The sequence below is a fragment of the Streptomyces sp. NBC_00162 genome, assembly GCF_024611995.1.
Classification (GTDB): domain Bacteria; phylum Actinomycetota; class Actinomycetes; order Streptomycetales; family Streptomycetaceae; genus Streptomyces.
The window spans coordinates 3,285,961-3,312,574 of sequence record NZ_CP102509.1; the positions used below are offsets into that span (position 1 = coordinate 3,285,961).

20 protein-coding genes are annotated in these 26,614 nt (G+C 72.5%); 10 read left to right on the forward strand and 10 right to left on the reverse strand.

Annotated elements, in window-relative coordinates; all coding sequences use genetic code 11:
• Nucleotides 1–11: 11 nt before the first annotated feature.
• Genes JIW86_RS15035 through JIW86_RS15050 form a run of 4 tightly spaced genes read right to left on the reverse strand, consistent with a single transcriptional unit; the run spans nt 12 to nt 4,234 of the window.
• Nucleotides 12–644 (reverse strand): GTP-binding protein, encoded by a 633-nt coding sequence (locus JIW86_RS15035; RefSeq protein ID WP_257554209.1) that lies wholly within the window; start codon nt 642–644, stop codon nt 12–14.
• Nucleotides 625–1,008, reverse strand: a complete 384-nt coding sequence (locus JIW86_RS15040) for a DUF742 domain-containing protein (RefSeq protein WP_215146837.1) — start codon at nt 1,006–1,008, stop codon at nt 625–627. Before JIW86_RS15040 ends, JIW86_RS15035 begins: the two co-directional genes overlap by 20 nt.
• A complete protein-coding gene (locus JIW86_RS15045; protein WP_215146836.1) occupies nt 1,005–1,481 on the reverse strand; it encodes a roadblock/LC7 domain-containing protein in 477 nt (158 codons plus the stop codon). Before JIW86_RS15045 ends, JIW86_RS15040 begins: the two co-directional genes overlap by 4 nt.
• The gene (locus JIW86_RS15050; protein WP_257554210.1) at nt 1,478–4,234 is read right to left on the reverse strand and encodes a nitrate- and nitrite sensing domain-containing protein; all 2,757 of its coding nucleotides are present in this window, start codon (nt 4,232–4,234) and stop codon (nt 1,478–1,480) included. The genes JIW86_RS15045 and JIW86_RS15050 overlap by 4 nt, the downstream gene beginning before the upstream one ends.
• A 387-nt stretch (nt 4,235–4,621) precedes the next feature.
• Here JIW86_RS15050 and JIW86_RS15055 point away from each other — a divergent pair, with 387 nt between their 5' ends.
• Nucleotides 4,622–5,395 (forward strand): protein phosphatase 2C domain-containing protein, encoded by a 774-nt coding sequence (locus JIW86_RS15055; protein ID WP_257554211.1) that lies wholly within the window; start codon nt 4,622–4,624, stop codon nt 5,393–5,395.
• A gap of 34 nt (nt 5,396–5,429) precedes the next feature.
• Here the strand turns inward: JIW86_RS15055 and JIW86_RS15060 are convergent, their stop codons facing one another.
• Both JIW86_RS15060 and lon read right to left on the reverse strand, forming a co-directional pair.
• On the reverse strand, nt 5,430–5,876 hold the full coding sequence (locus JIW86_RS15060) for a MarR family winged helix-turn-helix transcriptional regulator (RefSeq protein WP_257554212.1): 447 nt from the start codon (nt 5,874–5,876) through the stop codon (nt 5,430–5,432).
• Between the two features lie 107 nt (nt 5,877–5,983).
• Nucleotides 5,984–8,392: an endopeptidase La gene (gene lon, locus JIW86_RS15065; protein WP_257554213.1), complete on the reverse strand. Its 2,409-nt coding sequence runs from the start codon at nt 8,390–8,392 to the stop codon at nt 5,984–5,986.
• 232 nt (nt 8,393–8,624) lie between these two features.
• On the opposite strand from lon, the gene JIW86_RS15070 reads away from it, so the two are divergent.
• The gene (locus JIW86_RS15070) at nt 8,625–8,930 is read left to right on the forward strand and encodes a hypothetical protein (RefSeq protein ID WP_215146832.1); all 306 of its coding nucleotides are present in this window, start codon (nt 8,625–8,627) and stop codon (nt 8,928–8,930) included.
• Between the two features lie 22 nt (nt 8,931–8,952).
• On the opposite strand, the gene JIW86_RS15075 is transcribed toward JIW86_RS15070, so the two are convergent.
• A complete protein-coding gene (locus JIW86_RS15075; protein WP_257554214.1) occupies nt 8,953–9,822 on the reverse strand; it encodes a sulfurtransferase in 870 nt (289 codons plus the stop codon).
• Between the two features lie 43 nt (nt 9,823–9,865).
• Nucleotides 9,866–11,290, reverse strand: coding sequence for a glycosyltransferase family 39 protein (locus JIW86_RS15080; RefSeq protein ID WP_257554215.1), 1,425 nt, complete (start codon nt 11,288–11,290; stop codon nt 9,866–9,868).
• Nucleotides 11,291–11,326: 36 nt separating this feature from the next.
• On the opposite strand from JIW86_RS15080, the gene JIW86_RS15085 reads away from it, so the two are divergent.
• Nucleotides 11,327–11,878: a hypothetical protein gene (locus JIW86_RS15085; protein ID WP_257554216.1), complete on the forward strand. Its 552-nt coding sequence runs from the start codon at nt 11,327–11,329 to the stop codon at nt 11,876–11,878.
• On the opposite strand, the gene JIW86_RS15090 is transcribed toward JIW86_RS15085, so the two are convergent.
• On the reverse strand, nt 11,865–12,548 hold the full coding sequence (locus tag JIW86_RS15090; RefSeq protein ID WP_257554217.1) for a TetR/AcrR family transcriptional regulator: 684 nt from the start codon (nt 12,546–12,548) through the stop codon (nt 11,865–11,867). The two genes, JIW86_RS15085 and JIW86_RS15090, sit on opposite strands and share 14 nt — an antisense overlap.
• Nucleotides 12,549–12,691: 143 nt before the next feature.
• Between JIW86_RS15090 and JIW86_RS15095 the strand changes: the two genes are divergently transcribed.
• From JIW86_RS15095 to JIW86_RS15125, 7 genes are all read left to right on the forward strand, one after another.
• Nucleotides 12,692–14,464: a glycoside hydrolase family 3 protein gene (locus JIW86_RS15095; protein WP_257554218.1), complete on the forward strand. Its 1,773-nt coding sequence runs from the start codon at nt 12,692–12,694 to the stop codon at nt 14,462–14,464.
• Between the two features lie 127 nt (nt 14,465–14,591).
• Nucleotides 14,592–15,332, forward strand: a complete 741-nt coding sequence (locus JIW86_RS15100) for a response regulator transcription factor (RefSeq protein ID WP_215146826.1) — start codon at nt 14,592–14,594, stop codon at nt 15,330–15,332.
• Nucleotides 15,329–16,408, forward strand: a complete 1,080-nt coding sequence (locus JIW86_RS15105) for a HAMP domain-containing sensor histidine kinase (RefSeq protein WP_257554219.1) — start codon at nt 15,329–15,331, stop codon at nt 16,406–16,408. Before JIW86_RS15100 ends, JIW86_RS15105 begins: the two co-directional genes overlap by 4 nt.
• A gap of 259 nt (nt 16,409–16,667) precedes the next feature.
• Nucleotides 16,668–20,537 (forward strand): multifunctional oxoglutarate decarboxylase/oxoglutarate dehydrogenase thiamine pyrophosphate-binding subunit/dihydrolipoyllysine-residue succinyltransferase subunit, encoded by a 3,870-nt coding sequence (locus tag JIW86_RS15110; RefSeq protein WP_257554220.1) that lies wholly within the window; start codon nt 16,668–16,670, stop codon nt 20,535–20,537.
• Between the two features lie 77 nt (nt 20,538–20,614).
• The gene (locus JIW86_RS15115) at nt 20,615–21,256 is read left to right on the forward strand and encodes an HAD family hydrolase (RefSeq protein ID WP_257554221.1); all 642 of its coding nucleotides are present in this window, start codon (nt 20,615–20,617) and stop codon (nt 21,254–21,256) included.
• 54 nt (nt 21,257–21,310) lie between these two features.
• Entirely contained in the window at nt 21,311–22,480 is a 1,170-nt protein-coding gene (locus JIW86_RS15120; RefSeq protein WP_257554222.1) for a helix-turn-helix domain-containing protein, read from the forward strand.
• 261 nt (nt 22,481–22,741) lie between these two features.
• Nucleotides 22,742–22,999, forward strand: a complete 258-nt coding sequence (locus JIW86_RS15125) for a hypothetical protein (protein WP_257554223.1) — start codon at nt 22,742–22,744, stop codon at nt 22,997–22,999.
• A gap of 574 nt (nt 23,000–23,573) precedes the next feature.
• Here JIW86_RS15125 and fxsT read toward each other — a convergent pair.
• Nucleotides 23,574–26,585 (reverse strand): FxSxx-COOH system tetratricopeptide repeat protein, encoded by a 3,012-nt coding sequence (fxsT, locus tag JIW86_RS15130; RefSeq protein ID WP_257554224.1) that lies wholly within the window; start codon nt 26,583–26,585, stop codon nt 23,574–23,576.
• Between the last annotated feature and the right edge of the window lie 29 nt (nt 26,586–26,614).

The following is a 26,614-nucleotide window of genomic DNA, read 5'->3' on the forward strand; positions in this document are numbered from 1 at the left end:
TCTCACGTTCTCTATTCGGGAGTGGTGTCGAGGGCGTGCCCGACCAGGGTCAGCAGGGATTCGACGACCGTCGCGCGGCGCCGCGCGTCCATGATCACGACGGGGACGTGCGGCGGGATGCTGAGCGCCTCCCGCACGTCCTCGGGTTCGTACGAGGCCGAACCCTCGAAGTGGTTGACGGCGACGGCGTACGGCAGCCCGCAGCTCTCGAAGTAGTCGAGGGCCGGGAAGCAGTCGCGCAGCCGCCGCGTGTCGGCCAGGACGATGCCGCCGACCGCGCCGCGCACCAGGTCGTCCCACATGAACCAGAACCGCTCCTGGCCCGGGGTCCCGTACACGTACAGCACCAGGTCGTCGTCGAGGGTGACGCGGCCGAAGTCCATCGCGACGGTGGTGGTGTGCTTGTCCGGGGTGCCGGTCAGGTCGTCGGTCGGGACGCTGGCCTGGGTCATCACCGCCTCGGTGCGCAGCGGCGTGATCTCGGAGACGGAGGAGACGAAGGTGGTCTTGCCGACCCCGAAGCCGCCCGCGACCAGCACCTTGACGGCGACGGGCGCGCGGGAGCGGTCGTACTGCCAGGGCTGGACGGGCTCGTCGGCTGCAGCGGACGGCGACACCGGCTGGTCAGAGACGGCGAAGACCACTGAGCACCCTTTCGAGCAGCGCGCGTTCGGGACGGCCGGTGCCGTGGCCCGTGCCGAAGACGCGGATCCGTCCCTGGTCGGCGAGGTCGCTGACGAGGACGCGGACCACGCCGAGCGGCAGCTTCAGCAGCGCGGCGATCTCGGCGATCGTGCGCATGCGGCGGCAGACCTCGACGATGGCGGGCATCTCGGGCATGCGGTCGGGCGCCTTGACGGGAGCCGCGTCCAGGGCGGCGACGAAGGTCTCCACCAGCAGGACCTGCGTGAAGCGGGTCCGGCCGCCCGTGAGGGAGTACGGGCGGACGCGGGCGGGACGGCGGTCGGCGCCGCGTATCGGCAGCCGGTCGGTGGCCGGACTCCTCACGGGGTTTTCTCCATCGACTGGCGCAGCTCACTGCGGACTTCGGGGGTCAGGACGTGGCCGGCGCGGCCGACGAACAGGGCCATGTGGTAGGCGACGACGCTCATGTCGCAGTCGGGCGTGGCGTGCACGCCCAGCAGGGAGCCGTCGCTGATGGCCATGACGAAGACGGAGCCGTGCTCCATCGCCACCATGGTCTGTTTGACGGAGCCGCCGTCCATGAGGGCGGCGGCACCGGTGGTGAGGCTGCCGAGGCCGGAGACGATGGTGGCCAGGTCGGCACAGGCGCCCCGCGGGCCCTTCGCGCGCGACTCCTGGGGGGATTCCGCTCCCGGGTCGGAGGACAGGAGCAGCAGCCCGTCCGAGGAGACGACGGCGACGGAGTTGACGCCGGGCACCTCCTCGACCAGGTCGGTCAGCAGCCATTGCAGGTTGCGGGCCTGGGTGCTCAGTCCGTACGTACTGGGCGCGGTCATGTGCGTGCCTCCTGTGCGGTGTCCCCCCGGTCGGTCTGCCCGTGCTGCGGCTCGTGCTCCTGCGCGTGCTCCTGCTCGAGCTCGGCGGCGGCCACGCGCCGCCCGTCCTGGGCGCCCTGGTAGAACCCGCCGAGGCGGCGGCGCAGTTCTTCGGCGTCGACCTTGTGCGGCGGCTCGGGCCGTACGTCATCCGCGCGGCCGGCGGCCACGGACCGCGGAGTCCGCTTCGGCAGGCCCTTGTCGGTGACGACCTCGGCCCCGGCGTCGGCCGGGTCGGCGGGGTGGCTGCCCTGCCGGGGCAGCCAGCTGTCCTCGGCGCTGGCATGGCTGTGCGGATCCGAATCCGAATCCGGCTCCTGCTCCGGCTCGGGCGCGGATTCCCGTACGTCGGCACCCGACTCGGCACCGGGCGCGCCGGCCGGGATCTCCGACCCGGGGTCCGGCTCACCGAAGCCGGCCACTTCCGCGTCGGGGACGACCCGCGCGAGCAACTGCTCCTCGGGACCGGGCCCGGCCGGGACCTCCGCCGCCAGGGCCTCCACGGGGACCTCAGCCGCCAGGGCCTCCACCGCGACCTCCGCCGCAGGAGCCTCCGCCGAGGCCTCCGCGAGCGGAGCCTCCGGAACCGGACCCTCGCCGCGCAGCCGGCTCGGCAGCGTGTTCTCGTTCGCCTCCGCGACCACGCCCGGCAGGTGCAGCGCGGGCGCGCCCGGCGTGGCCAGGGCGTGCACCGGCGAGGCCGGCGGGGTGGTGGGCAGCAGCGCGGCCGGGACGACCACCATCGCCTCGGTGCCGCCGTGCCGCGGGGCGCGCAGCTCCGCGGTGACCCCGTGGCGCGCCGCGAGGCGTCCGGCCACGTACAGGCCGAGGCCCAGGCCGTGTTCCGCCTCGGGCTCCTCGTCGTAGGCCTCGGGCGTGGACAGCCGGGAGTTGAGCGATTCCAGCCGGTCCTCGGTGACCCCGATGCCCTCGTCGGCGACGGACAGCACCACGTCGCCGGAGTCCAGCAGCCACCCGGACACCTTGACCTTGACCTCCGGCGGCGAGAACGTCGTCGCGTTCTCCAGCAGCTCGGCGAGGACGTGCGAGATGTCGTCGGCCGCGTGCCCCGCGACCTGGGTGTACGAGGGCAGCGCCGCGAGGTCGACGCGCTCGTAGCGCTCGATCTCGCTCACCGCCGCCCGCATGACGTCGACCAGCGGCACCGGCAGCCCCTGGCCGTGGCCGTGCTCCTGACCGGCCAGGACCAGCAGGTTCTCGTTGTGGCGGCGCATCACGGTCGCCAGGTGGTCCAGCTTGAACAGGGTCGCCAGGCGGTCCGGGTCCTGTTCCTTGGACTCCAGCTCCTCGATGACCGCGAGCTGGCGCTCCACCAGACCGAGGGTCCGCAGCGACAGCGAGACGGAGGTCGTCGACATGATGCGGCGGTGCTCCTCCAGCCCGGCCCGCAGCTTCGCCAGCTCCTCCTCCAGCACCTCACGGCCCGAGGCGAGCGCCTCGTTGCGGCCGATGATCCGGCGCCGGTCGGCGTCGAGCCCGGCGATCCGGGTGTGCAGGGAGACGGTCTGGTCGCGCACCGCGTTCAGGTGGCGCACGACCTCGGCGAACTCGTCGTTGCGGCCGGTGAACCGGACCGGTTCCACCGAGCCCTCCGGCGTCGCCAGCCGCGCGGTGCCGCGGCGCAGCACGGACAGCGGCCGGGTCAGCGAGCGGGCCACGGCGGTGGAGACGCCGACGGTGACCAGGAACAGCAGGCCCAGCAGCGCGACCACGGTCTCGAGCCGGGTCACGTCGTCGTCGCGCTGGGCGGCGAGCGCGGAGGCGCGCTGACCGGCGAGGGTCGATTCGACGGACCGCATGCGGTCGATGCGGGCGGTGAGCGCGGAGCCCACGGCGGCCCCGTCGGTCTTGCGGTCGGCCGCGGTGAGCGTGGGCCGGTCGGTGAGCCGCTTGAGGTAGTCGTCGGCGGCCTTGACCTCGGGTCCGGTGACGGTGGCGGCGAGGGTCTGGCGCACGTCGGGCCGCGCGGCCCGCGCGAAGTCGTCCAGGGCGGCCTGTTCCCGTACCCGCGAACGCTGGGCGGCGGTGGTGAGTTCGTCGACCACGGCCGAGTTGGGGAGCTGGTCGCCGCGGGGGACGGCCAGCGCGGCGAGCAGCAGTCCGCGGGTGGACGAGGCCTGTTCCACCGCCTGGCCCAGCGGGGCCATCGGGCGGGTGGTGGCGAGGGCGGCCGTGGCGCGCGGCGGGGTCAGTTCGGCGAGCCGGTCGCCGGGGGCGAGCAGTTCCGCGAGGACTCCGGCGTAGGCCTGGTGGGCGGCGAGGGCGCTGCCCTTGCCGTCGACGGCTTCGGTGCGGACGGCCTGGACGCGGGCGAGGGTGCGGGCGGTCGCCTCGTCGGCGTCGGCCTGGACCTCGGCGAGCTGCCGGTCGGTGCGGGCGGTGCGCTCCTGGACGGGCCCCTTGGCCGCGCCGGGGCGGCCCTTGGCGGCGTACTCGACGACGGCGTCGCGTTCGTCGCCGAGGAGGTGGGCGAGGGTGAGGGTGTGCCGGGTCTGTTCCGCGAGGGTGACCAGGCGCTGGGAGTCGTTCAGTTCCCTCGTGGCGGAGACGACGGCGGGGGCGCCGGCCGCGAGGACGGTGAGGCCGGCGACGGCCACGCCTACGACCAGCCTGCGGCGCACGCGGACGCGGCGTCCTGCGGGGGCCGGGCCGTCGGTGGCGGTGCCGTTCTTCCGAGACCGCTTCTTCTGCACCGGTGCTCGCAATCCTGTACGTGTGCTCTTGCTCGTCTACTCGTGTGGCCGAGGTAACGGCCGGTCAACAAGTAAACGCCTCCTGCCCCCTCGTACCGCCTCAGACCTTTGCAGTGTGATGGGGACAGAGCCGCACATCGCCCACCCGGCCACTCGAACGAGTGAACATCACGGATGAGTTGGCGACCAACTCGGGCACCCGGTGCCAGAGCGCTTCCGTGGACAGGTGGTTGAAAGATCGATGCGGGCTTTGGCAGTATGCCCGCCCACATCGCGGGCCTCCGGCGCCCGGCCCTCCGGCGCCCCGCGCGGGAGCCCGCCCGCCGCCTCGCCCGTTGGTACGGACCTACCCGCGCTCCGCATCCCCGCGCCGGGCAGAATGCCCGCATGCGCATCGACCTCGCCTCTGCCCCCGGCAGCCCGGAACGCCCCAATGAGGACTGGGTGTCGGCCGCGATCCCCGCTTCGGGCGGTGGCGTACTGGTCGCCCTGGACGGGGTCACCCCGCCGCGCGGCGAGGACGGCTGTGTGCACGGGGTGCCGTGGTTCGCGGCCCGGCTCGGCGGCCGATTGACCGAACTGTCCGGATCGCGGCGGGACATGCCGCTCGACCGGATCCTGGCCGAGGCGGTCCGCGCCACGGCCGAGGCGCACCGGGACACCTGTGACCTTTCTCACGTCCGCACGCCGCAGGCGACGGTGGTCGTCGTCCGCTGGGACGAGGCGTACGTGGAGCACCTGGTCCTCTCGGACTCCGTACTGCTCCTCCAGGAACCGGGGGGTCAGGTGACGGCGGTGCTCGACGACCGGCTGGACCGGATCCCCCGGGAGGTGCTGCGGTCGGTGGAGGCGACGGACGCCCTGCGGAACGCGGAGGGCGGCTTCTTCACCGCGGCCGCGGATCCGGCGGTGGCGGCCCGGGCGGTGACGGGGCGCACCCCGCGCGGCCGGGTCCGGGCGGTGGCCGCGCTCACGGACGGGGCGAGCCGGTGGACGGACACGTTCGGGGAGGGCGACTGGGCCGAGTGCCTGGCGCTGCTGCGCAAGGAGGGCGCGGAGGGGCTGATCGGCCGGGTCCGCGCGATCGAGTCCGACCCGGCGCGCCCGCCGGCCCGGCACAAGCGGCACGACGACGCCTCGGCGGTCTACGCGGAGCTCTAGGCGGCCTAGGCGGTCCGGGGCCGGTCCGGGCGCTCTACGGGGTGTCTTCGCCCGCGTTCAGCTGGTTGAGGAGCCGGGCCAGTTCCGCCACCTCGCCGCGGTCCCAGTCGGCGAGTTTGCGCATGTACTGCTCGCGCCGGGCGCCCCGTACGCGCAGGAACCGCTCGCGGCCCTCCTCGGTGAGGCCGACCAGGAAGGCCCGGCCGTCGGCGGGGTCCGGCTCGCGGGCGATCAGGCCCAGCACCTCCAGGGCCCGCAGCTGGCGGCTCATGGTGGCCTTGCCGACGCCGAAGTACGCGGCGAGCTCGGTCGCCCGCTGCCGGCCGGCCGCCTCCAGGCGTACGAGGAGCCCGTACGCGGCGGGCTCCAGCTCGGGGTGGAGGGCGCGCGCCATCTCGCCGGAGGAGGCGCGGGCGCGCCGGAGGAAGACGGACAGCTCCCGCTCCAGGGCAAGGAACTCCTGGTCTTCGCTCCCGTGCACGTACCGCTCCTTCGGTGGTGGGTGAGCGGCCAGTATTTCGCAGCGGGCAGGGCGATAGCCCGGGACCCCGCCGCAGCGGAGTCCCGGGCCCTCGGCGTGCTTGCCGATCAGGCGGCGGCGGGGACCGTCAGCTCCTCCTGGGCCTGCGCCCCCGACAGGGCGAGCTCCAGCACCTGGCGCACGTCCGTCACCGGGTGCACCTCCAGCCCCTCCAGCACCTCGGCCGGGACGTCGTCCAGGTCGGCCTCGTTGCGCTTGGGGATGATGACGGTGGTCAGGCCCGCCCGGTGCGCGGCGAGCAGCTTCTGCTTGACCCCGCCGATCGGCAGGACGCGCCCGGTCAGCGAGACCTCACCGGTCATGGCCACGTCCGTGCGCACCTGGCGCCCGGAGAGCAGCGAGGCGAGCGCCGTCGTCATGGTGATGCCCGCGCTCGGGCCGTCCTTGGGCACCGCGCCGGCCGGGAAGTGGATGTGCACGCCCCGGTCCTTCAGGTCGGCGACCGGCAGCTCGAGTTCGGCGCCGTGCGAGCGCAGGAAGCTGAGCGCGATCTGCGCCGACTCCTTCATGACGTCGCCGAGCTGGCCGGTGAGGGTCAGGCCGGCCGCGCCCGTCTCCGGATCGGCCAGCGAGGCCTCCACGAAGAGGACGTCGCCGCCCGCCCCGGTCACCGCGAGTCCGGTGGCCACGCCGGGGACGGCGGTGCGCCGCTCCGCCGGGTCCTGGGCGGACTCCGGTACGTGGTGGGGCCGTCCGATCAGCCCGCGCAGGTCGTCGGCGCCGATGCTGAAGGGCAGCTCCCGCTCCCCCAGTTCGTGCTGGGAGGCCACCTTGCGCAGCAGTCGCGCGATGGACCGCTCCAGGGTGCGCACGCCCGCCTCGCGGGTGTACTCGCCGGCGAGCTTCCTCAGCGCCTCCTCCTCCAGGACCACCTCGTCGGCGCCCAGGCCGGCGCGCTCCAGCTGGCGCGGCAGCAGGTGGTCGCGGGCGATGACGACCTTCTCGTCCTCGGTGTACCCGTCGAGGCGGACCAGCTCCATCCGGTCGGCCAGCGCCTCCGGGATGGCTTCCAGGACGTTGGCCGTCGCCAGGAACACCACGTCGCTGAGGTCGAGCTCCACCTCCAGGTAGTGGTCGCGGAAGGTGTGGTTCTGCGCCGGGTCCAGGACTTCCAGCAGGGCCGCGGCCGGGTCGCCGCGGAAGTCGGAGCCCACCTTGTCGATCTCGTCGAGGAGCACGACCGGGTTCATCGACCCGGCCTCCTTGATGGCCCGGACGATCCGGCCCGGCAGGGCGCCGACGTAGGTCCGGCGGTGTCCTCGCACCTCGGCCTCGTCGCGTACGCCGCCGAGCGCGACCCGGACGAACTTGCGGCCCATGGCGTGGGCCACGGACTCGCCGAGCGAGGTCTTGCCGACGCCGGGCGGCCCGACGAGCGCGAGCACGGCTCCGCCGCGGCGGCCGCCGATGACGCCCATGCCGCGCTCGGTGCGGCGCTTGCGGACGGCGAGGTACTCGGTGATGCGGTCCTTGACGTCGCTGAGCCCGGCGTGTTCGGCGTCGAGGACGGCCCGCGCGCCCTGGATGTCGTACCGGTCCTCGGTCCGCTCGTTCCAGGGCAGCTCGAGCACGGTGTCCAGCCAGGTGCGGATCCAGGAGCCCTCCGGGCTCTGGTCGCTGGCCCGCTCCAGCTTGTCGACCTCCTTGAGGGCGGCCTCCCGGACCTTCTCGGGGAGGTCGGCGGCCTCGACGCGGCTGCGGTAGTCGTCGGACTCCTCGCCGTCCTTCTCCCCGTTCAGCTCGCGCAGTTCCTTGCGGACGGCCTCCAGCTGGCGGCGCAGGAGGAACTCGCGCTGCTGCTTGTCGACGCCGTCCTGTACGTCCTTGGCGATGGACTCGGCGACGTCCTGCTCCGCGAGGTGGTCGCTGAGCGCCTTGATGGCCAGCTTGAGGCGGGCGACGGGGTCGGCGGTCTCGAGCAGTTCGACCTTCTGCTCGACCGTCAGGAAGGGCGAGTACCCGGAGTTGTCGGCGAGGGCCGACACCCCTTCGATCTGCTGGACGCGGTCGACGACCTGCCAGGCCCCGCGCTTCTTGAGCCAGCTGGTGGCGAGCGCCTTGTACTCCTTGACGAGCTCGGCGACCGCGCCCGGCAGCGGGTCCGGCACGTGCTCGTCGACGGTCTCGCCCTCGACCCAGAGCGCGGCGCCGGGGCCGGTGGTCCCGGCGCCGATGCGGACGCGCCCGCGGCCGCGGATGAGCGCCCCGGGGTCCCCGTCGGAGAGCCGGCCCACCTGCTCGACCGTTCCGAGCACCCCGGTCCCGGCGTACTTCCCGTCGATCCGCGGCACGAGCAGTACCCGGGGTTTCCCTGTGCCCGCCGCGGCCTGGGCCGCTTCCACGGCCCCGCGCACCTCGGTGTCGGACAGGTCCAGCGGAACGACCATTCCGGGCAGCACGACCTCGTCGTCGAGCGGCAGCACGGGCAGAGTGAGCGTTACGGACGTCGAAGCCATGATCAACCCTCCGGCAGTGAAGTTGAGCTATGCCGACTCAATGCATGTGCGCCGCCTGTTGTTCCCCAACCTCCGTTCGCCTGGGGCGAACAGCCGGGAACTCGGATGGACGACGCCTCGGAGCGCGGATGGACGCCCTGGAGTGCACGGGGGAGGGCGGCGGCTTAGCGTCGCCGTGCGAGGCCGCGCGTCACCCGGCCGCGGCGCGTGCAAGCGGTCGAGAGGAAGCTCCATGGCAGTCGTGATGACCTTTTCCTGGCCTGAGATCACGTCCGACGTCTACGACGCGGTGCGCAAGCGGGTGCGCTGGGAAGAGGACGCGCCGGACGGGTGTGTGCTGCACACGGCGTGGTTCGTCTCGGGCGGTCTCAACGTGCTCGACGTCTGGGAGTCCGAGGACCACTTCACCCGGTTCATCGCCGCCCGGATCGCCCCCGTGCTCAAGGGCGAACTGGGCGTGCAGAGCGACCCCGAGCCGCAGTTCTTCCCTCTGCACAGGCGCTTCGTCGCCCCGGGCGTCAGCGGCGGCGGCGAGTGACGCATCCGGACGCCGGGCGGGGTCAACCCCCGGCCGGGCCCGTGGCCTCGCCCGTGGCCACCGGGCGCTGGTCCGACGGCAGGCCCCACTCGCTCCAGGAGCCGTCGTACACCGCCAGCTTCCGGTAGCCGGCGAGGTCGGCGCCGAGGGCGAGGACGCACGCGGTGACGCCGGAGCCGCAGCTGAAGTAGAGCCGCTCCCGCTCTCCCGCCAACGCCCGGAAGACCTCGCGCAGTTCCCCGGCGTCCCGCATCAGGCCGCCGTCCCGCTGGAGCTCCCCGAAGGGCAGGTTGAGCGCGCCTGGCATGTGGCCGCCGCGCAGGCCCGGGCGGGGTTCGGGGGCGGCGCCGGCGAAGCGCTCGCGGGTGCGGGCGTCGAGGACGGCGGCGGAGGGGTCGGCCAGGGCCTCGGCGACGGCCGAGCCGTCGACCAGCAGCCCGGGGCGCGGGCGGGCGGTGAAGGAGCCGCGCGGGCCCTCGTACGCCGGGCGGGCGGCCTCCACGGGCAGGCCGGCGGCCGTCCAGGCGGGCAGTCCCCCGTCGAGGACGGCGACCCGGTCGAAGCCCATGGCGCGCAGCATCCACCAGGCGCGGGCGCTGGAGTAGACGCCGGCGCCGTCGTACACGACCACGGTGTCGGTGTCGCGGACGCCGAGGGCCCGCATCGCCTCACCGAACCGCGCGGCCGCGGGCATGGTGTGCGGGGCCGGGGCGTCGTGGTCGGACAGGTCCCCGTCGAGGTCGAAGGGGCGGGCGCCGGGGATGCGGTGCCCGGCGCCGCGGTGGGCGCCGACGGAGGCGTCGAAGACGACCAGCCCGGGCGCGGCGAGCCGGTCGGCCAGCCAGTCGGCCCCGACCAGCGGCCCGGACGGCTCAAGGGAGTTGGGGGTCATACGGCGGCTCCTCGACGTGGTGGGCCACATCCTGCCGCACGCCTCACGCCGGGCAGCCGCCCGGGCGGGCGTAGAGCGCGACGCGGGCGCCCCGTACGCCGGTGACCGAGCACAGCTCGAACCGGGCGGCCAGCGTCTCCCGCTTCACCACCTCGCGCGGATACGGATCCAGCGGCTGGCCGGCCGGGTCCAGCAGGGCGATGACCCGGGGGGACGCCACGAGCGCCTCGCGGATCTCCGCCGCGGGCAGCTCGGTGCCCTGGAGGCTGTGCGAGGCCACCGGGGAGCGGTCCAGGGCCACGTCGCGCAGCCCGCCGTAGACGTCCGGCGAGGACAGCAGCCACTCGCGCCGCCGCGACGGCAGGAAGGCCACCGCGTCCCCCGGCCGGGCCCGCTCCCGGACCGCGGCGGCCACCGCGAGCACGTCGTCCTTGCGGCTCTCGGGCGTGCGCAGCCACACCGACCAGATACCGAAGGGCACGAGCAGGGCCGCGACCGGCAGCCACGGCCACCAGCCGCGTGCCGTCGCCAGCCTGGCCCCCGCCAGCAGGGCGAGCCCGGCCAGCGCGTAGAGCACGTACCGGTCGACGTACCAGGGGTGGACCAGCGAGAGCGTCATCAGCAGCCCGGGCGGCAGCAGCGCGAGGGGCACGGCCACGCGGACCAGGAGGCTCCGGTGCCCCGCTTCCCCGAGGCCGCCCGGGTCCCGCGACCCGGCGCCCCGCGCGAGCAGCAGCACGGCGGCCGCGAGCACCCCGTACGCCGCCCAGTCCTGCCAGCTCGGCCGTCCGAGCCAGCCGAGCTGCTGCTCCGCCTGCCGGGCGCTGACCAGGGCGAGGGGCAGCAGCAGGACCACGACGGCCCCGGCGGCGATGCGCCAGCCGCGCGAGCGCCAGGCGGTGACCGCGTGCGCGAGCAGGGCCAGCACCGCGAACTCGTGCAGCCAGCAGCCGAGCAGCAGCACCACCGCGTACGCCGCCCACCGCTCGCGCAGCATCAGGTACGTCGCCCACACCACCGCGGCGGCGACGAGGGCGTACGAGCGACCCTCCTGGGCGTACATCTGCACGGGCGGGAGTACGGCGTACACGAGCCCGGAGAGCAGCGCGGCCCGCTCCCCCGCGAGCCGGTGCCCGATCGCGGCCACCCCGGCGGCCTCGAGAGCGGTGGCGGCGACGGACGGCAGCCGCAGTGCCCACGGGCCGCCGTCCCAGGCCAGGAACACCCCGTGCATGAGCAGGTAGTACAGGCCGTGCACGGCGTCCACCTGGCCGAGCAGCTCCCAGAGCCCGCCGAGCGGCCGGTGGGCCACCTGCCAGGTGACGGACTCGTCGCGCCACATGCTGCCGCCGCGCTCCAGGCCCCAGAGGCCGAGGAGGGCGGCGACCAGCGGCGGGAGCACGCGCCAGGGGGCGATGCGGCGGATGGCTGCCTCCGGGTGCTGTCGTAACGGGTGCGGGGACTCCATACTCGGGGTTCGGGGGGAGTACCTGCGGAGGTGGGTGTGCGAGCGTTGCGAGTGGTGGCGGTGGCAAGCGCGGTCCTGTGCGCGGTCCTGTGCGCGGTCCTGGTCGGATGCGGACCGTCCGGTGCGGATGACGTCGACGGCCGGCCCGCGCCGACGGGCCCGGCCAGCCCGGCGGGCCCGGCGGCCACACCCGCTCCCACGACGGCGGGCCCGACCCCTGCGACGACCCCCGCCACACCCCCGGCCGCGACCGAGACCCTGGTCCGGGTCAGCCGCAGCGGCGGCTTCGCCGGCCAGACCCACACCCTCGTCGTCAAGGGCGACGGCTCGTGGACCCGGCTGGACGCCCAGGCCGGGCCGGAGGGCACCGGAAAGCTGTCGGAGGCGGAGCTCGCGACCCTGCGCACCGCCCTCCGGGAGGCGGACTTCGCGCAACTGCCCAGGTTCGCGACGGGCGACCCGAAGGTCTACGACGGGTTCGTCTACGCGTTCGTGCACGGCGGTTTCGAGGTGGCCGCCGACGAGGAGGCCCTGGCCCCGGCCCTGAAGAAGGTGCTGGACGCGCTGCCCGGGTTCACGGCCGGCTGAGGCCCTGCGGGCCCGGCAGGGCCGCCAGACCCGTACCCGCGACCGAGATCTCCCGCAGCCGCCGGTCGAGGAAGGCGTGCAGCCGGGTCGGCATGTCCACGCTCGCGGGGGCGAGCACCCACTGGATCTGCAGGCCGTCCATGATCGCGAGGGTCTCGCGGCCGACGGCCTCGCAGTCGGTGCCGGGGCGCAGTTCGCCGCGCGCGATGCCGGCCTCCAGCAGGTCGACGGTGTAGCCGAGCACGCGGGCGTAGCGCTCCCGGAAGTACGCGTGGGCGGGATGCCCGGGGTTGCCGGACTCGCCGACCAGGGTGTTGAACATCCGGACGAGGCCGGGCCGGCGCGCGTTGTCGGCGGCGAGGGCGACGACGGTGGTGAAGTGCGCGGCCACCGAGTCGGCCGGCTCGCTGAACAGCCGCTCGATGTCGTGCCGTTCGCTCTGCGCCAGCACGGACAGCAGCAGGTCCTCCTTGCTGCGGAAGTGGTGCAGCAGCCCGCCCTGGGTGATCCCGCAGTCGGCCGCGATGCGGGCCAGCGAGGAGGCGTGGAAGCCCCACTGTGCGAAGTGCTCGACCGCGGTGTCGAGGATCTTCTGCCGACGGGCGTCACCCACCGCATAGGTCCCCCGGCCCCCGGCCTTCGGGGCCGTGCGCCCCTTGTCCTGTGCCATGCGAACACCCTAGACGCTGCATATTTTCGGCCACTCACACAGAGTGATCCAGGTCACTTTTAAAAACCTAGTGGGTGCATGGTTTTCACGTTTACGTTGGGGCGCCAGGTCGGCGACGCGACCGAGCCCCCTCAGGAGCCCCCATGAACACCCCCGCCTACAAAGACGCCTCGCTCCCCGTGGACCGGCGCGTCGAGGACCTGCTGTCCCGCATGACGCTGGAGGAGAAGGCCGGCCAGCTCTTCCACTCCATGCTGATGATGAACGCGGACGGCACGCCGGTCACCGAGACCGACGGCTCGATGCTCCCCTTCACCACGCCCGAGCTGATCGGGGACCGGCTCCTCACCCACTTCAACCTGCTCGGCACCTACGGGGCCCGCGAGATGGCCCAGTGGCAGAACACCGTCCAGGAGATGGCCGCGGCCACCCGCCTCGGCATCCCGGTCACCCTCTCGACCGACCCGCGCCACGCCTTCACCGACAACATCGGCGCCTCCTTCAACGCCGGAGCCTTCTCCGCCTGGCCCGAGGCCCTGGGCCTGGCCGCCATCGGCGACCCGGACCTGGTCTTCCGGTTCGCCGACACCGTCCGCCGCGAGTACCTGGCCGTCGGCTTCCGCGTCGCCCTGCACCCGCAGATCGACCTGGCCAGCGAACCGCGCTGGGCCCGCCAGACCGGCACCTTCGGCTCCGACGCCCGGCTGACCGCCGAGCTCGTGCAGGCGTACGTACGCGGCCTCCAGGGCCCGGCGCTGGGCCCCGAGTCCGTGTCCGCCATGGTCAAGCACTTCCCGGGCGGCGGTCCCCAGAAGGACGGCGAGGACCCGCACTTCGCGCACGGCAAGGAGCAGGTCTATCCGGGCGGGATGCGCGAGCACCACCTGGAGCCCTTCAAGGCGGCCATCGCCGCCGGGTGCGCGCAGATGATGCCGTACTACGGCCAGCCGATCGGCACCGACTGGGAGGAGGTCGGCTTCGGCTTCAACAAGGGCGTGGTCACCGGCCTGCTGCGCGAGGAGCTCGGGTTCGAGGGCATCGTCTGCACCGACTGGGGCCTGCTCAACGACGCGGCGATCTTCGGTCAGATGCACCCGGCGCGCGCCTGGGGCCTGGAGCACCTGAGCACGGCCGAGCGCGCGGCGCGCGCCCTGGACGCCGGCTGCGACCAGTTCGGCGGCGAGCAGTGCCCCGAGGTGGTCGTGGAGCTGGTCCGCTCCGGCCGGATCGCGGAGTCCCGCATCGACGCGTCGGTACGGCGGCTGCTGCGCGAGAAGTTCCGGCTCGGGCTGTTCGAGAACCCGTACGTGGATCCGGACGCGGCGGCCGAGACGGTGGGCCGGGCCGATTTCGCGGCCCTGGGCGCCGCGGCGCAGCGTCGCTCGCTCACGGTGCTGACAAATCCGGAAGGAATTATTCCGCTCTCCGCGAAGCCGGAGCCGGGGCCGAGGCCGAAGTTGTACGTGCGGAACGTGGACGAGGCCGTCGCCGCCGCGTACGGCGAGGTCGTGGCCGACCCGGCCGCCGCCGACCTGGCCGTCCTGCGCCTGCGGACCCCGTACGAGCCCCGGGAGAACGTCTTCGAGTCCTTCTTCCACTCCGGCTCGCTGGCCTTCCCCGAGCCCGAACTCGCCGAGATCCTGACCCTGCTCGACCAGGCGCCGACCCTGGTCTGCATCAACCTGGAACGGGCCGCCGTCATCCCGGAGATCGCCGCGCGAGCGGCCGCGCTGATCGCCGACTACGGCGCCTCGGACGCCGCCCTGCTGGACGTGGCCTTCGGCCGCGCCGTCCCCGAGGGCCACCTCCCCTTCGAGCTCCCGCGCTCGATGAAGGCCGTCGAGGCCTCCCGCCCCGATGTGCCGAACGACACGGAGAACCCGGTCTTCGCCCACGGCCACGGACTGTCCCTCTAGTCCGGTACATCCTGCCCCCAACCCGGATGATCAGCACAAATGCCCTGTCCGAACCCCGCATAGCCGCAGGCCGGTGCCTCCTCTACGCTGCACCCCACCACGCAGATCTTCAGGGGCGGACCGGGACATGGAACAGACGCACACCACCCACAACGGCGCCTCGGCGACCCCCGGCGCCCAGCGGCGCGTACTCGTCGTCGAGGACGACCACACCATCGCCGAGGCCATCGCGGCCCGCCTGCGGGCCGAGGGCTTCCAGGTGCAGACGGCCGCGGACGGCCCGGCCGCCGTCGCCGCGGCCGAGAGCTGGCTGCCCGAGCTGCTGGTCCTGGACGTGATGCTGCCCGGCTTCGACGGACTGGAGGTCTGCCGCCGGGTCCAGGCCCAGCGGCCGGTCCCGGTGCTGATGCTCACCGCCCGGGACGACGAGACCGACCTGCTGGTCGGTCTCGGGGTCGGCGCGGACGACTACATGACGAAGCCGTTCTCCATCCGTGAGCTGGCCGCGCGGGTCCACGTACTGCTGCGGCGTGTGGAACGGGCCACACTGGCCGCGCACGCCCCGCGCGGGGCCACCCTGCGCCTGGGCGATCTGGAGATCGACCACGCGCAGCGCCGGGTCCGCGTGCAGACGGAGGACGTGCACCTGACGCCGACCGAGTTCGACCTGCTGGTGTGCCTGGCCGGGACCCCGCGGGCGGTGCTCTCCCGGGAGCAGCTGCTGGCCGAGGTGTGGGACTGGGCCGACGCGTCCGGGACCCGTACGGTCGACAGCCACATCAAGGCCCTGCGGCGCAAGATCGGCGCGGAGCGGATCCGTACGGTCCACGGCGTCGGGTACGCCCTGGAGACCCCGGCGCAGGCATGAGCGGCCGGCACCCCGGACCGGGGCTGCGGCCCTTCTCGCCGTTCTCGATCAAGACCAAGCTGGGCACCCTCGTGGTGGTCTCGGTCTTCATCACGACGGGCCTGCTGCTGGTGGCCCTGCGCACGGACACCGAGCTGCGGTTCATCACGGTCTTTTCGGTGATCGCCTCGATGCTGATCACCCAGTTCGTGGCGCACAGCCTGACGGCGCCGCTGGACGACATGACGCGGGTGGCCCGGGCGATATCCCGCGGCGACTACACCCGCCGGGTGCGCGAGGCGGGGCGCCGCGACGAGCTGGGGGACCTGGCCTCGACGATCAACCTCATGGCGGACGACCTGGAGGCGGTGGACCGGCACCGCAAGGAGCTCGTCGCCAACGTCTCGCACGAGCTGCGCACGCCGATCTCCGCGCTGCGGGCGGTACTGGAGAACGTGGTGGACGGGGTCTCGGCCGCCGATCCGGAGACCATGCGCACGATGCTCAAGCAGACCGAGCGCCTGGGCCGCCTCGTGGAGACCCTGCTGGACCTGTCCCGGGTGGACAACGGCGTGGTCCCGCTGAAGGCCCGCCGCTTCGAGGTGTGGCCGTACCTGTCGGGGGTGCTGAAGGAGTCGGGGCTGGCGGCCGCGGGCCGGCCGGGCCTGCTCTCCGGTTCGGGCGGGCACACCCGCAACGACGTGCACCTGCACCTGGACGTCTTCCCGCCCGAGCTGACGGCGTACGCGGACGCCGAGCGGCTGCACCAGGTCGTCGCCAACCTGATCGACAACGCGGTCAAGCACAGCCCCCCGCACGGCCGGGTCACGGTCCGCGCCCGGGCCGGCGATGCGCCTGGCGGTCTGGCGCTGGAGGTGCGGGACGAAGGTCCCGGCATCCCGGAAGCAGAGCGGCACCGGGTCTTCGAGCGGTTCAACCGGGGCAGCGCGCGGGCCGGCGACGGCGGCACCGGGCTGGGCCTGGCGATCGCCCGCTGGGCCGTGGAGCTGCACGGAGGGCACATCGGCGTGGCCGAATCGTCACGGGGCTGCCGCATCCTCGTCACGCTTCCGGGCAGCTCGCAGGCGCCGCGTTGACGTAGGGTTCGAGTGGGAAGGACATGATCTCGGCCACACGTACCCGGGGTCCGTCAGGGGTGCGAAGCCAAGGGGGCCGCAACCTGGGTGCCCCCTACCCGAACCGCGCTTGTTTCCCGCCATTCCAGGCAGCGAAACCCGCCGTTCGATGTGACCTACGCGACGGATGTCCCGCCCGGTCTGCATCTCACCGCCGAGGAGGCGTAGCCTTTATTCCCGCTGTCCATACCTTGTGAAGCGGAAGAGGGCGGTTGCCGCCGTGTCGCCACAGTCCCCCAGTAACTCGAGCACCACGACCGAAGCAGCAGAGGGCGGGAAGACCCCTGCCTCAGGCTTCGGTGCCAATGAGTGGCTCGTCGACGAGATCTATCAGCAGTACCTCCAGGACCCGAATTCGGTCGACCGGGCCTGGTGGGACTTCTTCGCCGACTACAAGCCGGGGGGCGCCGCCGCTCCGGTCAAGGCCGAAGAGCCGAAGAAGTCCCCGACGACGGACGGCGCCTCCGCACAGGCCGCCACCACCGTCGCCGCAGCTCCGCAGGCCGTCGACGCCGCCGCCACGGGGGCGGCGCGCGCCGCGGCTCCCGCCCCGACTGCCGCGCCCACACCTGTGTCAGCTCCTGCCCCTGCTCCTGCCACCCCCTCTGGTGCCCCTGCTGTGACTGTCACCTCCCAGGCCCCGGCCGCCGCACCGGCCGCGCCCGCCACCCCCGCTCCCGTAGCCAAGCAGGCCGCGCCCGCCACCGAGGCCCCCGCGGGCCCGGAACTGGTGACGCTCCGCGGCCCGGCTGCCGCCGTGGCCAAGAACATGAACGCCTCCCTCGACGTCCCGACGGCCACGTCCGTCCGCGCCGTCCCGGTGAAGCTGCTGTTCGACAACCGCATCGTCATCAACAACCACCTGAAGCGCGCCCGGGGCGGGAAGATCTCCTTCACCCACCTCATCGGCTACGCGATGGTGCAGGCGATCAAGGCCATGCCGGCCATGAACTACTCCTTCGCGGAGAAGGACGGCAAGCCGACCCTGGTCAAGCCGGAGCACATCAACTTCGGTCTCGCGATCGACCTGGTGAAGCCCAACGGCGACCGCCAGCTCGTCGTCGCCGGCATCAAGAAGGCCGAGACCCTCAACTTCTTCGAGTTCTGGCAGGCCTACGAGGACATCGTCCGCCGCGCCCGCGTCGGCAAGCTGACGATGGACGACTTCACCGGCGTCACCGTCTCGCTGACCAACCCCGGCGGCCTGGGCACCGTGCACTCCGTGCCCCGCCTGATGCCCGGACAGTCGGTCATCATGGGCGTCGGCTCCATGGACTACCCCGCCGAGTTCCAGGGCACCTCACAGGACACCCTGAACAAGCTGGGCATCTCCAAGGTCATGACCCTGACCTCGACCTACGACCACCGGGTCATCCAGGGCGCGGCCTCCGGCGAGTTCCTGCGCATCGTCGCGAACCTGCTGCTCGGCGAGGACGGCTTCTACGACGCCGTCTTCGAGTCGCTGCGCATTCCGTACGAGCCCGTCCGCTGGAACCGGGACATCGACGCCTCGCACGACGACGACGTCACGAAGGCCGCCCGCGTCTTCGAGCTGATCCACTCCTACCGGGTCCGCGGCCACGTCATGGCCGACACCGACCCGCTGGAGTACAAGCAGCGCAAGCACCCCGACCTCGACATCACCGAGCACGGCCTCACCCTGTGGGACCTGGAGCGCGAGTTCGCGGTCGGCGGCTTCTCCGGCAAGTCGATGATGAAGCTGCGCGACATCCTCGGCGTGCTGCGCGACTCGTACTGCCGCACCACCGGCGTCGAGTTCATGCACATCCAGGACCCGAAGCAGCGCCGCTGGATCCAGGACCGCATCGAGCGCCCGCACTCCAAGCCGGAGCGCGAGGAGCAGCTGCGCATCCTGCGCCGCCTGAACGCGGCGGAGGCCTTCGAGACCTTCCTGCAGACGAAGTACGTCGGCCAGAAGCGCTTCTCGCTGGAGGGCGGCGAGTCCGTCATCCCGCTGCTCGACGCCGTCATCGACTCGGCCGCCGAGGCCCGCCTCGAAGAGGTCGTCATCGGCATGGCCCACCGCGGCCGCCTGAACGTCCTGGCGAACATCGTCGGCAAGTCGTACGCGCAGATCTTCCGCGAGTTCGAGGGCAACCTCGACCCGAAGTCCATGCACGGCTCCGGCGACGTCAAATACCACCTGGGCGCCGAGGGCACCTTCACGGGCCTGGACGGGGAGCAGATCAAGGTCTCGCTCGTCGCCAACCCCTCCCACCTGGAGGCCGTGGACCCGGTCCTGGAGGGTGTCGCCCGCGCCAAGCAGGACGTCATCAACAAGGGCGGCACGGACTTCACCGTCCTGCCGCTGGCCCTGCACGGCGACGCGGCCTTCGCGGGCCAGGGTGTGGTCGCCGAGACGCTGAACATGTCGCAGCTGCGCGGCTACCGCACCGGCGGCACCGTCCACGTCGTGATCAACAACCAGGTCGGCTTCACCGCCGCCCCGGAGTCCTCGCGTTCGTCGATGTACGCGACCGACGTGGCCCGCATGATCGAGGCGCCGATCTTCCACGTGAACGGTGACGACCCGGAGGCCGTGGTCCGCGTCGCGCGGCTCGCCTTCGAGTTCCGCCAGGCGTTCAACAAGGACGTGGTCATCGACCTCATCTGCTACCGCCGCCGCGGTCACAACGAGTCCGACAACCCGGCGTTCACCCAGCCGCTGATGTACGACCTGATCGACAAGAAGCGCTCGGTGCGCAAGCTGTACACCGAGTCCCTCATCGGTCGCGGCGACATCACCCTGGAAGAGGCCGAGCAAGCGCTCCAGGACTTCCAGGGCCAGCTGGAGAAGGTCTTCGCGGAGGTCCGCGAGGCCGCCACGGCTCCCGCCGGCGCCCCGGTGCCGCCCGCGCAGGTCGCGCAGGTGTTCCCGGTCCCGGTGAACACCGCGATCTCCCAGGAGGTCGTCAAGCGGATCGCCGAGTCCCAGGTCAACATCCCCGACCACGTCACCGTGCACCCGCGTCTGCTGCCGCAGCTGCAGCGCCGCGCGTCGATGATCGACGAGGGCACCATCGACTGGGGCATGGGCGAGACCCTGGCCTTCGGTTCGCTGCTGATGGAGGGCACTCCGGTCCGGCTGTCCGGCCAGGACTCCCGCCGCGGCACCTTCGGCCAGCGCCACGCAGTCCTCATCGACCGGGAGACCGGCGAGGACTACACCCCGCTGCAGTACCTGTCGGACGAGCAGGCCCGCTACAACGTCTACGACTCGCTGCTCTCCGAGTACGCGGCCATGGGCTTCGAGTACGGCTACTCGCTGGCCCGCCCGGACGCGCTGGTCCTCTGGGAGGCCCAGTTCGGTGACTTCGTCAACGGCGCGCAGACCGTCGTCGACGAGTTCATCTCCTCGGCCGAGCAGAAGTGGGGCCAGACCTCCGGCGTCACGCTGCTCCTGCCGCACGGCTACGAGGGCCAGGGCCCGGACCACTCGTCCGCGCGTCCCGAGCGCTTCCTCCAGATGTGCGCGCAGGACAACATGACGGTCGCGATGCCGACCCTGCCGTCGAACTACTTCCACCTGCTGCGCTGGCAGTCCCTCAACCCGCACCACAAGCCGCTCATCGTCTTCACCCCGAAGTCGATGCTGCGTCTGAAGGCGGCGGCGTCGAAGGCGGAGGAGTTCACGAACGGCTCGTTCCGTCCGGTCATCGGGGACGCCACCGTGGACCCGAACGCGGTCCGCAAGGTCGTCTTCTGCGCCGGCAAGGTCTACTACGACCTGGAGGCCGAGCGCGAGAAGCGCGGCATCACGGACACCGCGATCGTCCGTATCGAGCGGCTGTACCCGCTGGCGGGTGCGGAGCTCCAGGCGGAGATCGCCAAGTTCCCGAACGCGGAGAAGTACATCTGGGCCCAGGAGGAGCCGGCGAACCAGGGTGCGTGGCCGTTCATCGCGCTGAACCTGATCGACCACCTCGACCTGGCGGTCGGCGCGGACGTCCCGGCGGGCGAGCGCCTGCGGCGCGTCTCCCGCCCGCACGGCTCGTCCCCGGCGGTCGGCTCGGCGAAGCGCCACCAGGCGGAGCAGCAGCTCCTGCTGAACGAGGTCTTCGAGGCCTGAGCTTCGTGACCATCGGAAGGCCCGGTCCCCTTGGGGGACCGGGCCTTCCGGCTGTGGAGCGTCGGTACGCTGGCCGAATGATTCGGACCGTCGTTCTAGACATCGGCGAGACCCTCACCCGGGACGATCGCTACTGGGCAGCATGGGCGGACTGGCTCTGCGTGCCCCGGCACACCCTTTCCGCGCTGGTGGGTGCCGTGGTCGTGGACGGCCGGGACAACGCGGACGCGATCCGCCTCCTGCGCCCGGGCATCGACATCGCCGCCGAATACTCCGCCCGCGACGCCGCGGGACGCGGCGAGCGGCTCGACGAGACGGACCTCTACGAGGACGTCCGCCCGGCCCTGACAGCGCTCCGGGCCACCGGCGTACGCGTCATCGTCGCCGGCAACCAGAGCCCCCGGGCCGGCGACCTGCTGCGTGCGCTGGACCTCCCCGCAGACCTCGTCGTCACGTCGGGCGAGTGGGGCGTGTCCAAGCCGGCGCGCGCGTTCTTCGAGCAGGTGCTGGCGGTGTCCGGCAGCCCTGCCGCCGAGACGTTGTACGTAGGCGACCACCCGGCCAATGACATCCATCCGGCGCGAGCCGCAGGCCTGCGCACTGCCCACATCCGGCGTGGCCCCTGGGGTCACTGGTGGGCAGACGACCCCGAGGTCCGGGCCGCCGCAGACTGGTCGATCGATTCCCTCACCGAACTGCCGGACATCGTCAAACCGTAGGAACGGGTGCCCAGTTCGTGGGACGGCCACCGGTCTGCGCGATACGGTCCGAGCATGGCCGGACACATCGGGCAGCGCATCGCCGCTCGGCGGCGAGCCCGACGGATGACTCAAGCCGACCTCGCTCGCGAGGCCCACGTCTCCCTCCCCATGATCAAAGGCTGCGAACGGGGCGTCCGTTCGCCCGGGCCGTCCACGCTGGAAGCGATCGCCGCCGCGCTCGGTGTGGACGCGTCCCGCCTCGATCCGGCTTACGTCGGCACCGGACGCCGCGTCCACGCCGCACTCCCATCGATCTCTGCGGCGATTGCCGGATACGAGATCGCGCCAGACCCGGCCGGCAGGCCGCTGGGCCAGTTACGAAAGGACATCGATGACGCTGTCGGGTGGCGCCTAGCAGCCCAGTACGGCTTTATCGCGGCGCAGGGCCCCAAACTTCTCGGGGACGCGCTGGCGCACCTGCACTCAGCTTCCGGCGCCCACCGCGAGGAAGCGGCACACCTCGTCGTCGCGGCGGCGCGGACGGCCGATGCGGTGACCTACAAGTTCGGCGCACACGATCTTTCGGCCCGGCTGATCGACGTGATGCGGTGGACGTCCGGGCAGTCCAAGGACCCGGACCTGAGCGCTTGCGTCGCCTACGTACGCGCCGAGACCTTCCTTGCCGCCCGTGCTTACCGCGTCGGCCACCTCGCGCTGGAGCGAGCCCTCGATGCGGTCCCTACACCGAACACCGAGCGGTCGATGGCGACCCTCGGCGCACTGCACATGCGGACCGCCGTCGTCGCCGCGCGAGCAGGCAGCGCGGATGCCGCCTACAACCATCTGAACGAGGCCCGGACACTCGCGCAGGGCGTTCCCGAGGGCGTCTACCTCGGCACCTCGTTCGGGCCGTCCAATGTCCGCATCCACGAGGTGGCCGTCTCGGTCAGCCTCGGGAGGGACCACATCGGCCGCGCCCTGGACGTCGCCCGTGATTGGAGCCCGGGCCGGGAGATCCCGGCAGAGCGCCGGTCCGGATTCTGGATCGAGGTGGCGCGTGCACACCTGTGGTCCGGCAACCCGGACGAAGCCTTCAACTGCCTCAAGGAAGCCCGCAAGCACGCACCGCAGCACGTACGCGAGCACCCGTGGGCACGAGAGGACATCGGGAAGATCCGCCGACTCAAGCATGCTGACGCCGAGTCATTGACGTCCTACGGCGAGTGGATCGGCGCCATCTGAGCAACACCGACAAGGGATACAGCCTGTATCCCTTGCGGCACTTGTAGCCGCACACCATCTGTCTGCCCGCACCGAACAGACAGATGGGAGGGCTCGTGACTGAGCATGCCGAACGCCCCAGGCCGGATCACCCACGGCAGACCACGCAATGCCCGCACCGCCTCGGCGGACACGAGACCTTGACCGGGCCGAGCCGGGATCTCCCCGACCGTGCGCTCGTCGGCTGGGAGCGTTTCCTCGCCTCCGTCCAGGAGCCGACCGATGACTGAACGCTACGAGTACGTCCCTCATAGCCTGCTGCGCCGCCGTGTCCGCGACATCGCCTCCGGCGCCGAAGGAGTCCTGATGGCTGTGATCAACCAGAACGTCTCGGACTCGGCCCTCCGCGACCATTGGACGGAACTCGCGTACATCCGGGTCGCCTCCGGCCGCGAGTTCACGACCGCAGTCGACAACGTCGAGCCCGCCGGCGACCAGCCACAGACGGGTCGCAGACGCCGAGACATGGGAAGCGCGTAGCGATCTGACGTGTCTGGCGGCTTCCGAGGCGCTTCTGGCCGCTGTTTGATGCGGGTTGGGCTTCCCCCGACCCGGAGTCCGCTGGATATGGGCCCGGGCGCAGGCACGCCGCCCCGGGGCCTGGCCCCTGCGTCCCTGATGGCCACTGCCCCTGATCGTGAACCAGTGGACCGTTCTTTTGGGGGCTTCCCGGCAGTCCTTGTCTCTCCGGGGCGGGACGGTCTGTCAAGGGTGGCCGAAGGCCATCGCGAAGCGACGCGACCGAAGGGAGCGCCCTTTACAGGGCAGCCCGACCCGGAGAGACAAGGACTGCCGGGAAACCCCAAACCCTCCCTGATGAGCCCCAGCTGAGGTCCCGGCCCCCGAAGCTCCGCCCCGCAACGCGGTCCCGCCCCCGCGGGATCCCGCGGCCTGGAGCCACGGCCCGACAGTCATCCGCGCCCCCGCCCCGCCGCCGAGGGGGGCGGGTGGGCAACCTCCGACCGCGGGTGGGGGGCTAGGGGGGCGGAAACCAGGCGCGCGTGGGCCCCGTACCGCCCCGGGCACGTGTGGGCCCCGTACCCGCCCCCACCCCCTACGGCTGCGGCTCGAAGTCCCAGTACGGGCGGGTCTGTTGCTTTGCCGCGACGGTGTGGACGTGCTGGGGGCCCAGGGTGCGGGTGAGGCCCTTGATGCCCGCGTCCTCGTGCTTGCCCGCCTCCGCGTCCTCGCGTACCGAACGGAGATCGGCGGCCAGGGCGATCTGGGCGCTCAGCGTCATCGGGTGGTCCGGGCCCAGCACCTGTTCGGCGGTGCGCAGTGTCTCGCGGCTCAGGGACAGCGCGTCCTCCAGGTGCCCGGTGATGTTGCGGTGCCCGGTGGCGTTCAGGGCGCAGCCCAGCGTCCAGGGGTGCCGGTCGCCGAGCGCGCCCCGCATGCCGACCAGCGCCTGCTCCGCGAGCGAGAGGGCCTCCGCGCGCTCGCCCTGGGCGCGCAGCACCAGCCCGAGGTTGCCGACCGTGCCGATGCTGTACGGGTGGGCCAGGCCCAGCTGCGACTGGTAGCCGCGGACCACGTCCTCCGAGATCCGGCGGGCCTCGCCGATGTCCCCGTACTCGCGCAGGTAGGTCGCGTAGTCGGAGGCCACCATCAGCGTCCACGGGTAGTCGACCCCGAACACCCGCGTCGCCCGCTCCCACACGGTCCGCAGCCGCAGCCCCGCGCCGGGGATGTCCCCGGAGCGGCGCAGGCACAGCCCGAGGTTGTGCTCGGCGCGCAGGGTCTGCGGGTGGCCCAGCCCCAGCACCTGGGTGTTGAGCTTGACCCCCTGCTCCTGCCGGGTCTGCGCCTCCCGGTAGCGGCCCATCAGCCGCAGTCCCATGGCGCAGGCGATGCCGGAGGAGAGGGTGGAGATGTGCTGGGCGCGCAGCACCCGCTCGCGGCGGCGCAGGGTGTCCAGGTCGAGCTCGTAGGCGTCCTGGTAGCGGCCCAGCAGCCGGTAGGTGGCGGCGAGGTTGTTCTGGGCGCCCAGGGTGGTGGAGTCGTCCTCGCCGAGCAGCTCGCGGTAGGTGGCCAGGCAGTGCTCGAAGATCTCGCGGGCGGGCTCGAACTTGGCGATGCAGAGCAGCACTCCCCCGTACGCGCTGCTGGCGCGCAGGGTCTCCAGGTCGCGCTCGCCGCGTTCCCCGGTGAGCCGGTCGGCGACGGCCTGGGTGAGGGTCTCGGCCGTCCGGAACAGGCCGAGGTTGCGCAGGGCTCCGCCGTACTGGTAGCTGAGCTCGCGGACCTTGGGGTGGTCCTCGCCGAGCATGGCCCGCCAGGACTGGTCGGTCTCCTCGGACAGCCGCAGGCAGGTGCGGTACTCCCCGGCGAGGATCAGGTAGCGCAGGCAGTGCAGCAGGAAGTTCTGGATGCGCGGGTTGCTGCTGGTCAGCACCCCGGAGGTGGACAGGTGCGGGATGAGTTCGGCGTAGCGGGGCCACAGCCGGGAGTCGGAGGGGCGGCCGGGGTCGGCGGCGGCGAGGACCTGGCGGACGGCGCGGGCGAGCGGTTCGGCCTCGTCCTCGGAGAGGTTCTCGCGGACGATGCCGTGCACCATGCGGTGCAGCTGTACGGTCTCCAGCCCGCCGCCGCCCTCCTCCACGGGCAGGTCGGAGTACTCCAGGCGGACGACGGAGAACTGGACGAGCTTGTTGAGGGCCGCGTTCCACCGGATCTGGTCGTTGATCAGCCCGGCGAGCTGTTCGGGCACGTCGTCGGCCGGGAACTCGCGCAGCAGCCGCAGCGGCACGGGCCCGGGTGCGAAGAAGACGAACAGCCGCAGGAGGGCCAGGGCGTCGGGGAAGTTCTCCCGTACGTTGTTGAGCAGTATCGCCAGGGCCGTGGGGAAGGGCAGCGGGTAGTCGTCGGAGACGGTGACGGCCTCGCGGGAGTCCAGCCGGCGCTGGAGCAGCGCCAGGTAGTCGCCGACGGTCAGCGGGGAGTCGGCGAGCCAGCCCGCGGTCTGGTCGAGGGCGAGCGGGTAGTCCTCCAGGGCCTCGGCCAGCTGGTCGGCCTCGACGGCGGTCAGTCTCAGGGCCCGGCGGCGGATGAAGGTGATGGACTCGGGCCGGGCGTAGAGCGGGACTTCGACGAGGCTGGTGTGCCGGGAGGCCCATTCGCGGTTGCGGGAGGTGATGATGACGTCGCCCGCGCCGGAGGGCAGCAGGTCTGTGAGGTCGTCGGGGTTGTCGCATCCGTCGAAGACCATCAGCCAGCGGCTGTACGGGGATCCGCGCCGCAGCGCCTCCAGGACGGCCCGGATCTGCTCGCCGTAACTGCCGGCGCCGCGCGGCAGGCCGAGGGCGGGGGCCAGGTCGGCGAGGCGTTCGCGCAGGGTGGGCCGGTCCTCGGCGGGGACCCACCAGACCACGTCGTACTCGGAGGCGAAGCGGTAGGCGTACTCGGTGGCGACCTGGGTCTTGCCGACTCCGGAGAGCCCCAGCAGGGTGACGGTGGAGGCGCCGGCCGGGGCTTCGGTGAGCGCCGCGCGCAGGGTGCCGATGACGTCGTTGCGGCCGGTGAAGCGCGGGTTGCGGCGCGGGACCCGGCCCCAGATCTCCGGCGGGTCGTTGGGGAAGCGGGGCCCGCGGCGGCCGGTCTCGGTGCCGATGCGGTCGGTGGGCAGCTCCAGGCGGCGCAGCACGCGGTACTCCGCCTCGTACGCGTCCAGGCCCCACAGGTCGGTCTTCTCCAGTACGGCCACGGCGCTGGGCAGCGGGGCGTCGGTGAGGCAGACCGCCGCGAACCGGTCGGGGTGGCGGTCGGTGACCGTGCGCAGGGCGGTGTTCCACTCCGCGTCCTGGACGTCGCCGGGGGTGCCGGCGGAGAAGTAGCGCTCGCTGAGGACGAGCAGGACCCGGCTGCCCGAGCGGGCGAGGTCGTCGAGGGCCTGCGCGAGTCCGGGGCTGTTCTGCGGGTCCCAGCGCTGGAGGGCGACGCGGTGGCCGTGTTCCTCCAGGCGGTGGGCGATCCAGACGGCCCAGGGCCGGTTGAACCCGGCGAAGCTGATGACGAAGCGCTGCGGCCCAGCGGTGGAGCCCTGTTCCTGCCGACTACCGGTGGTCATGCGGCCGTCTCCCTGAAATCCGGGCAGTG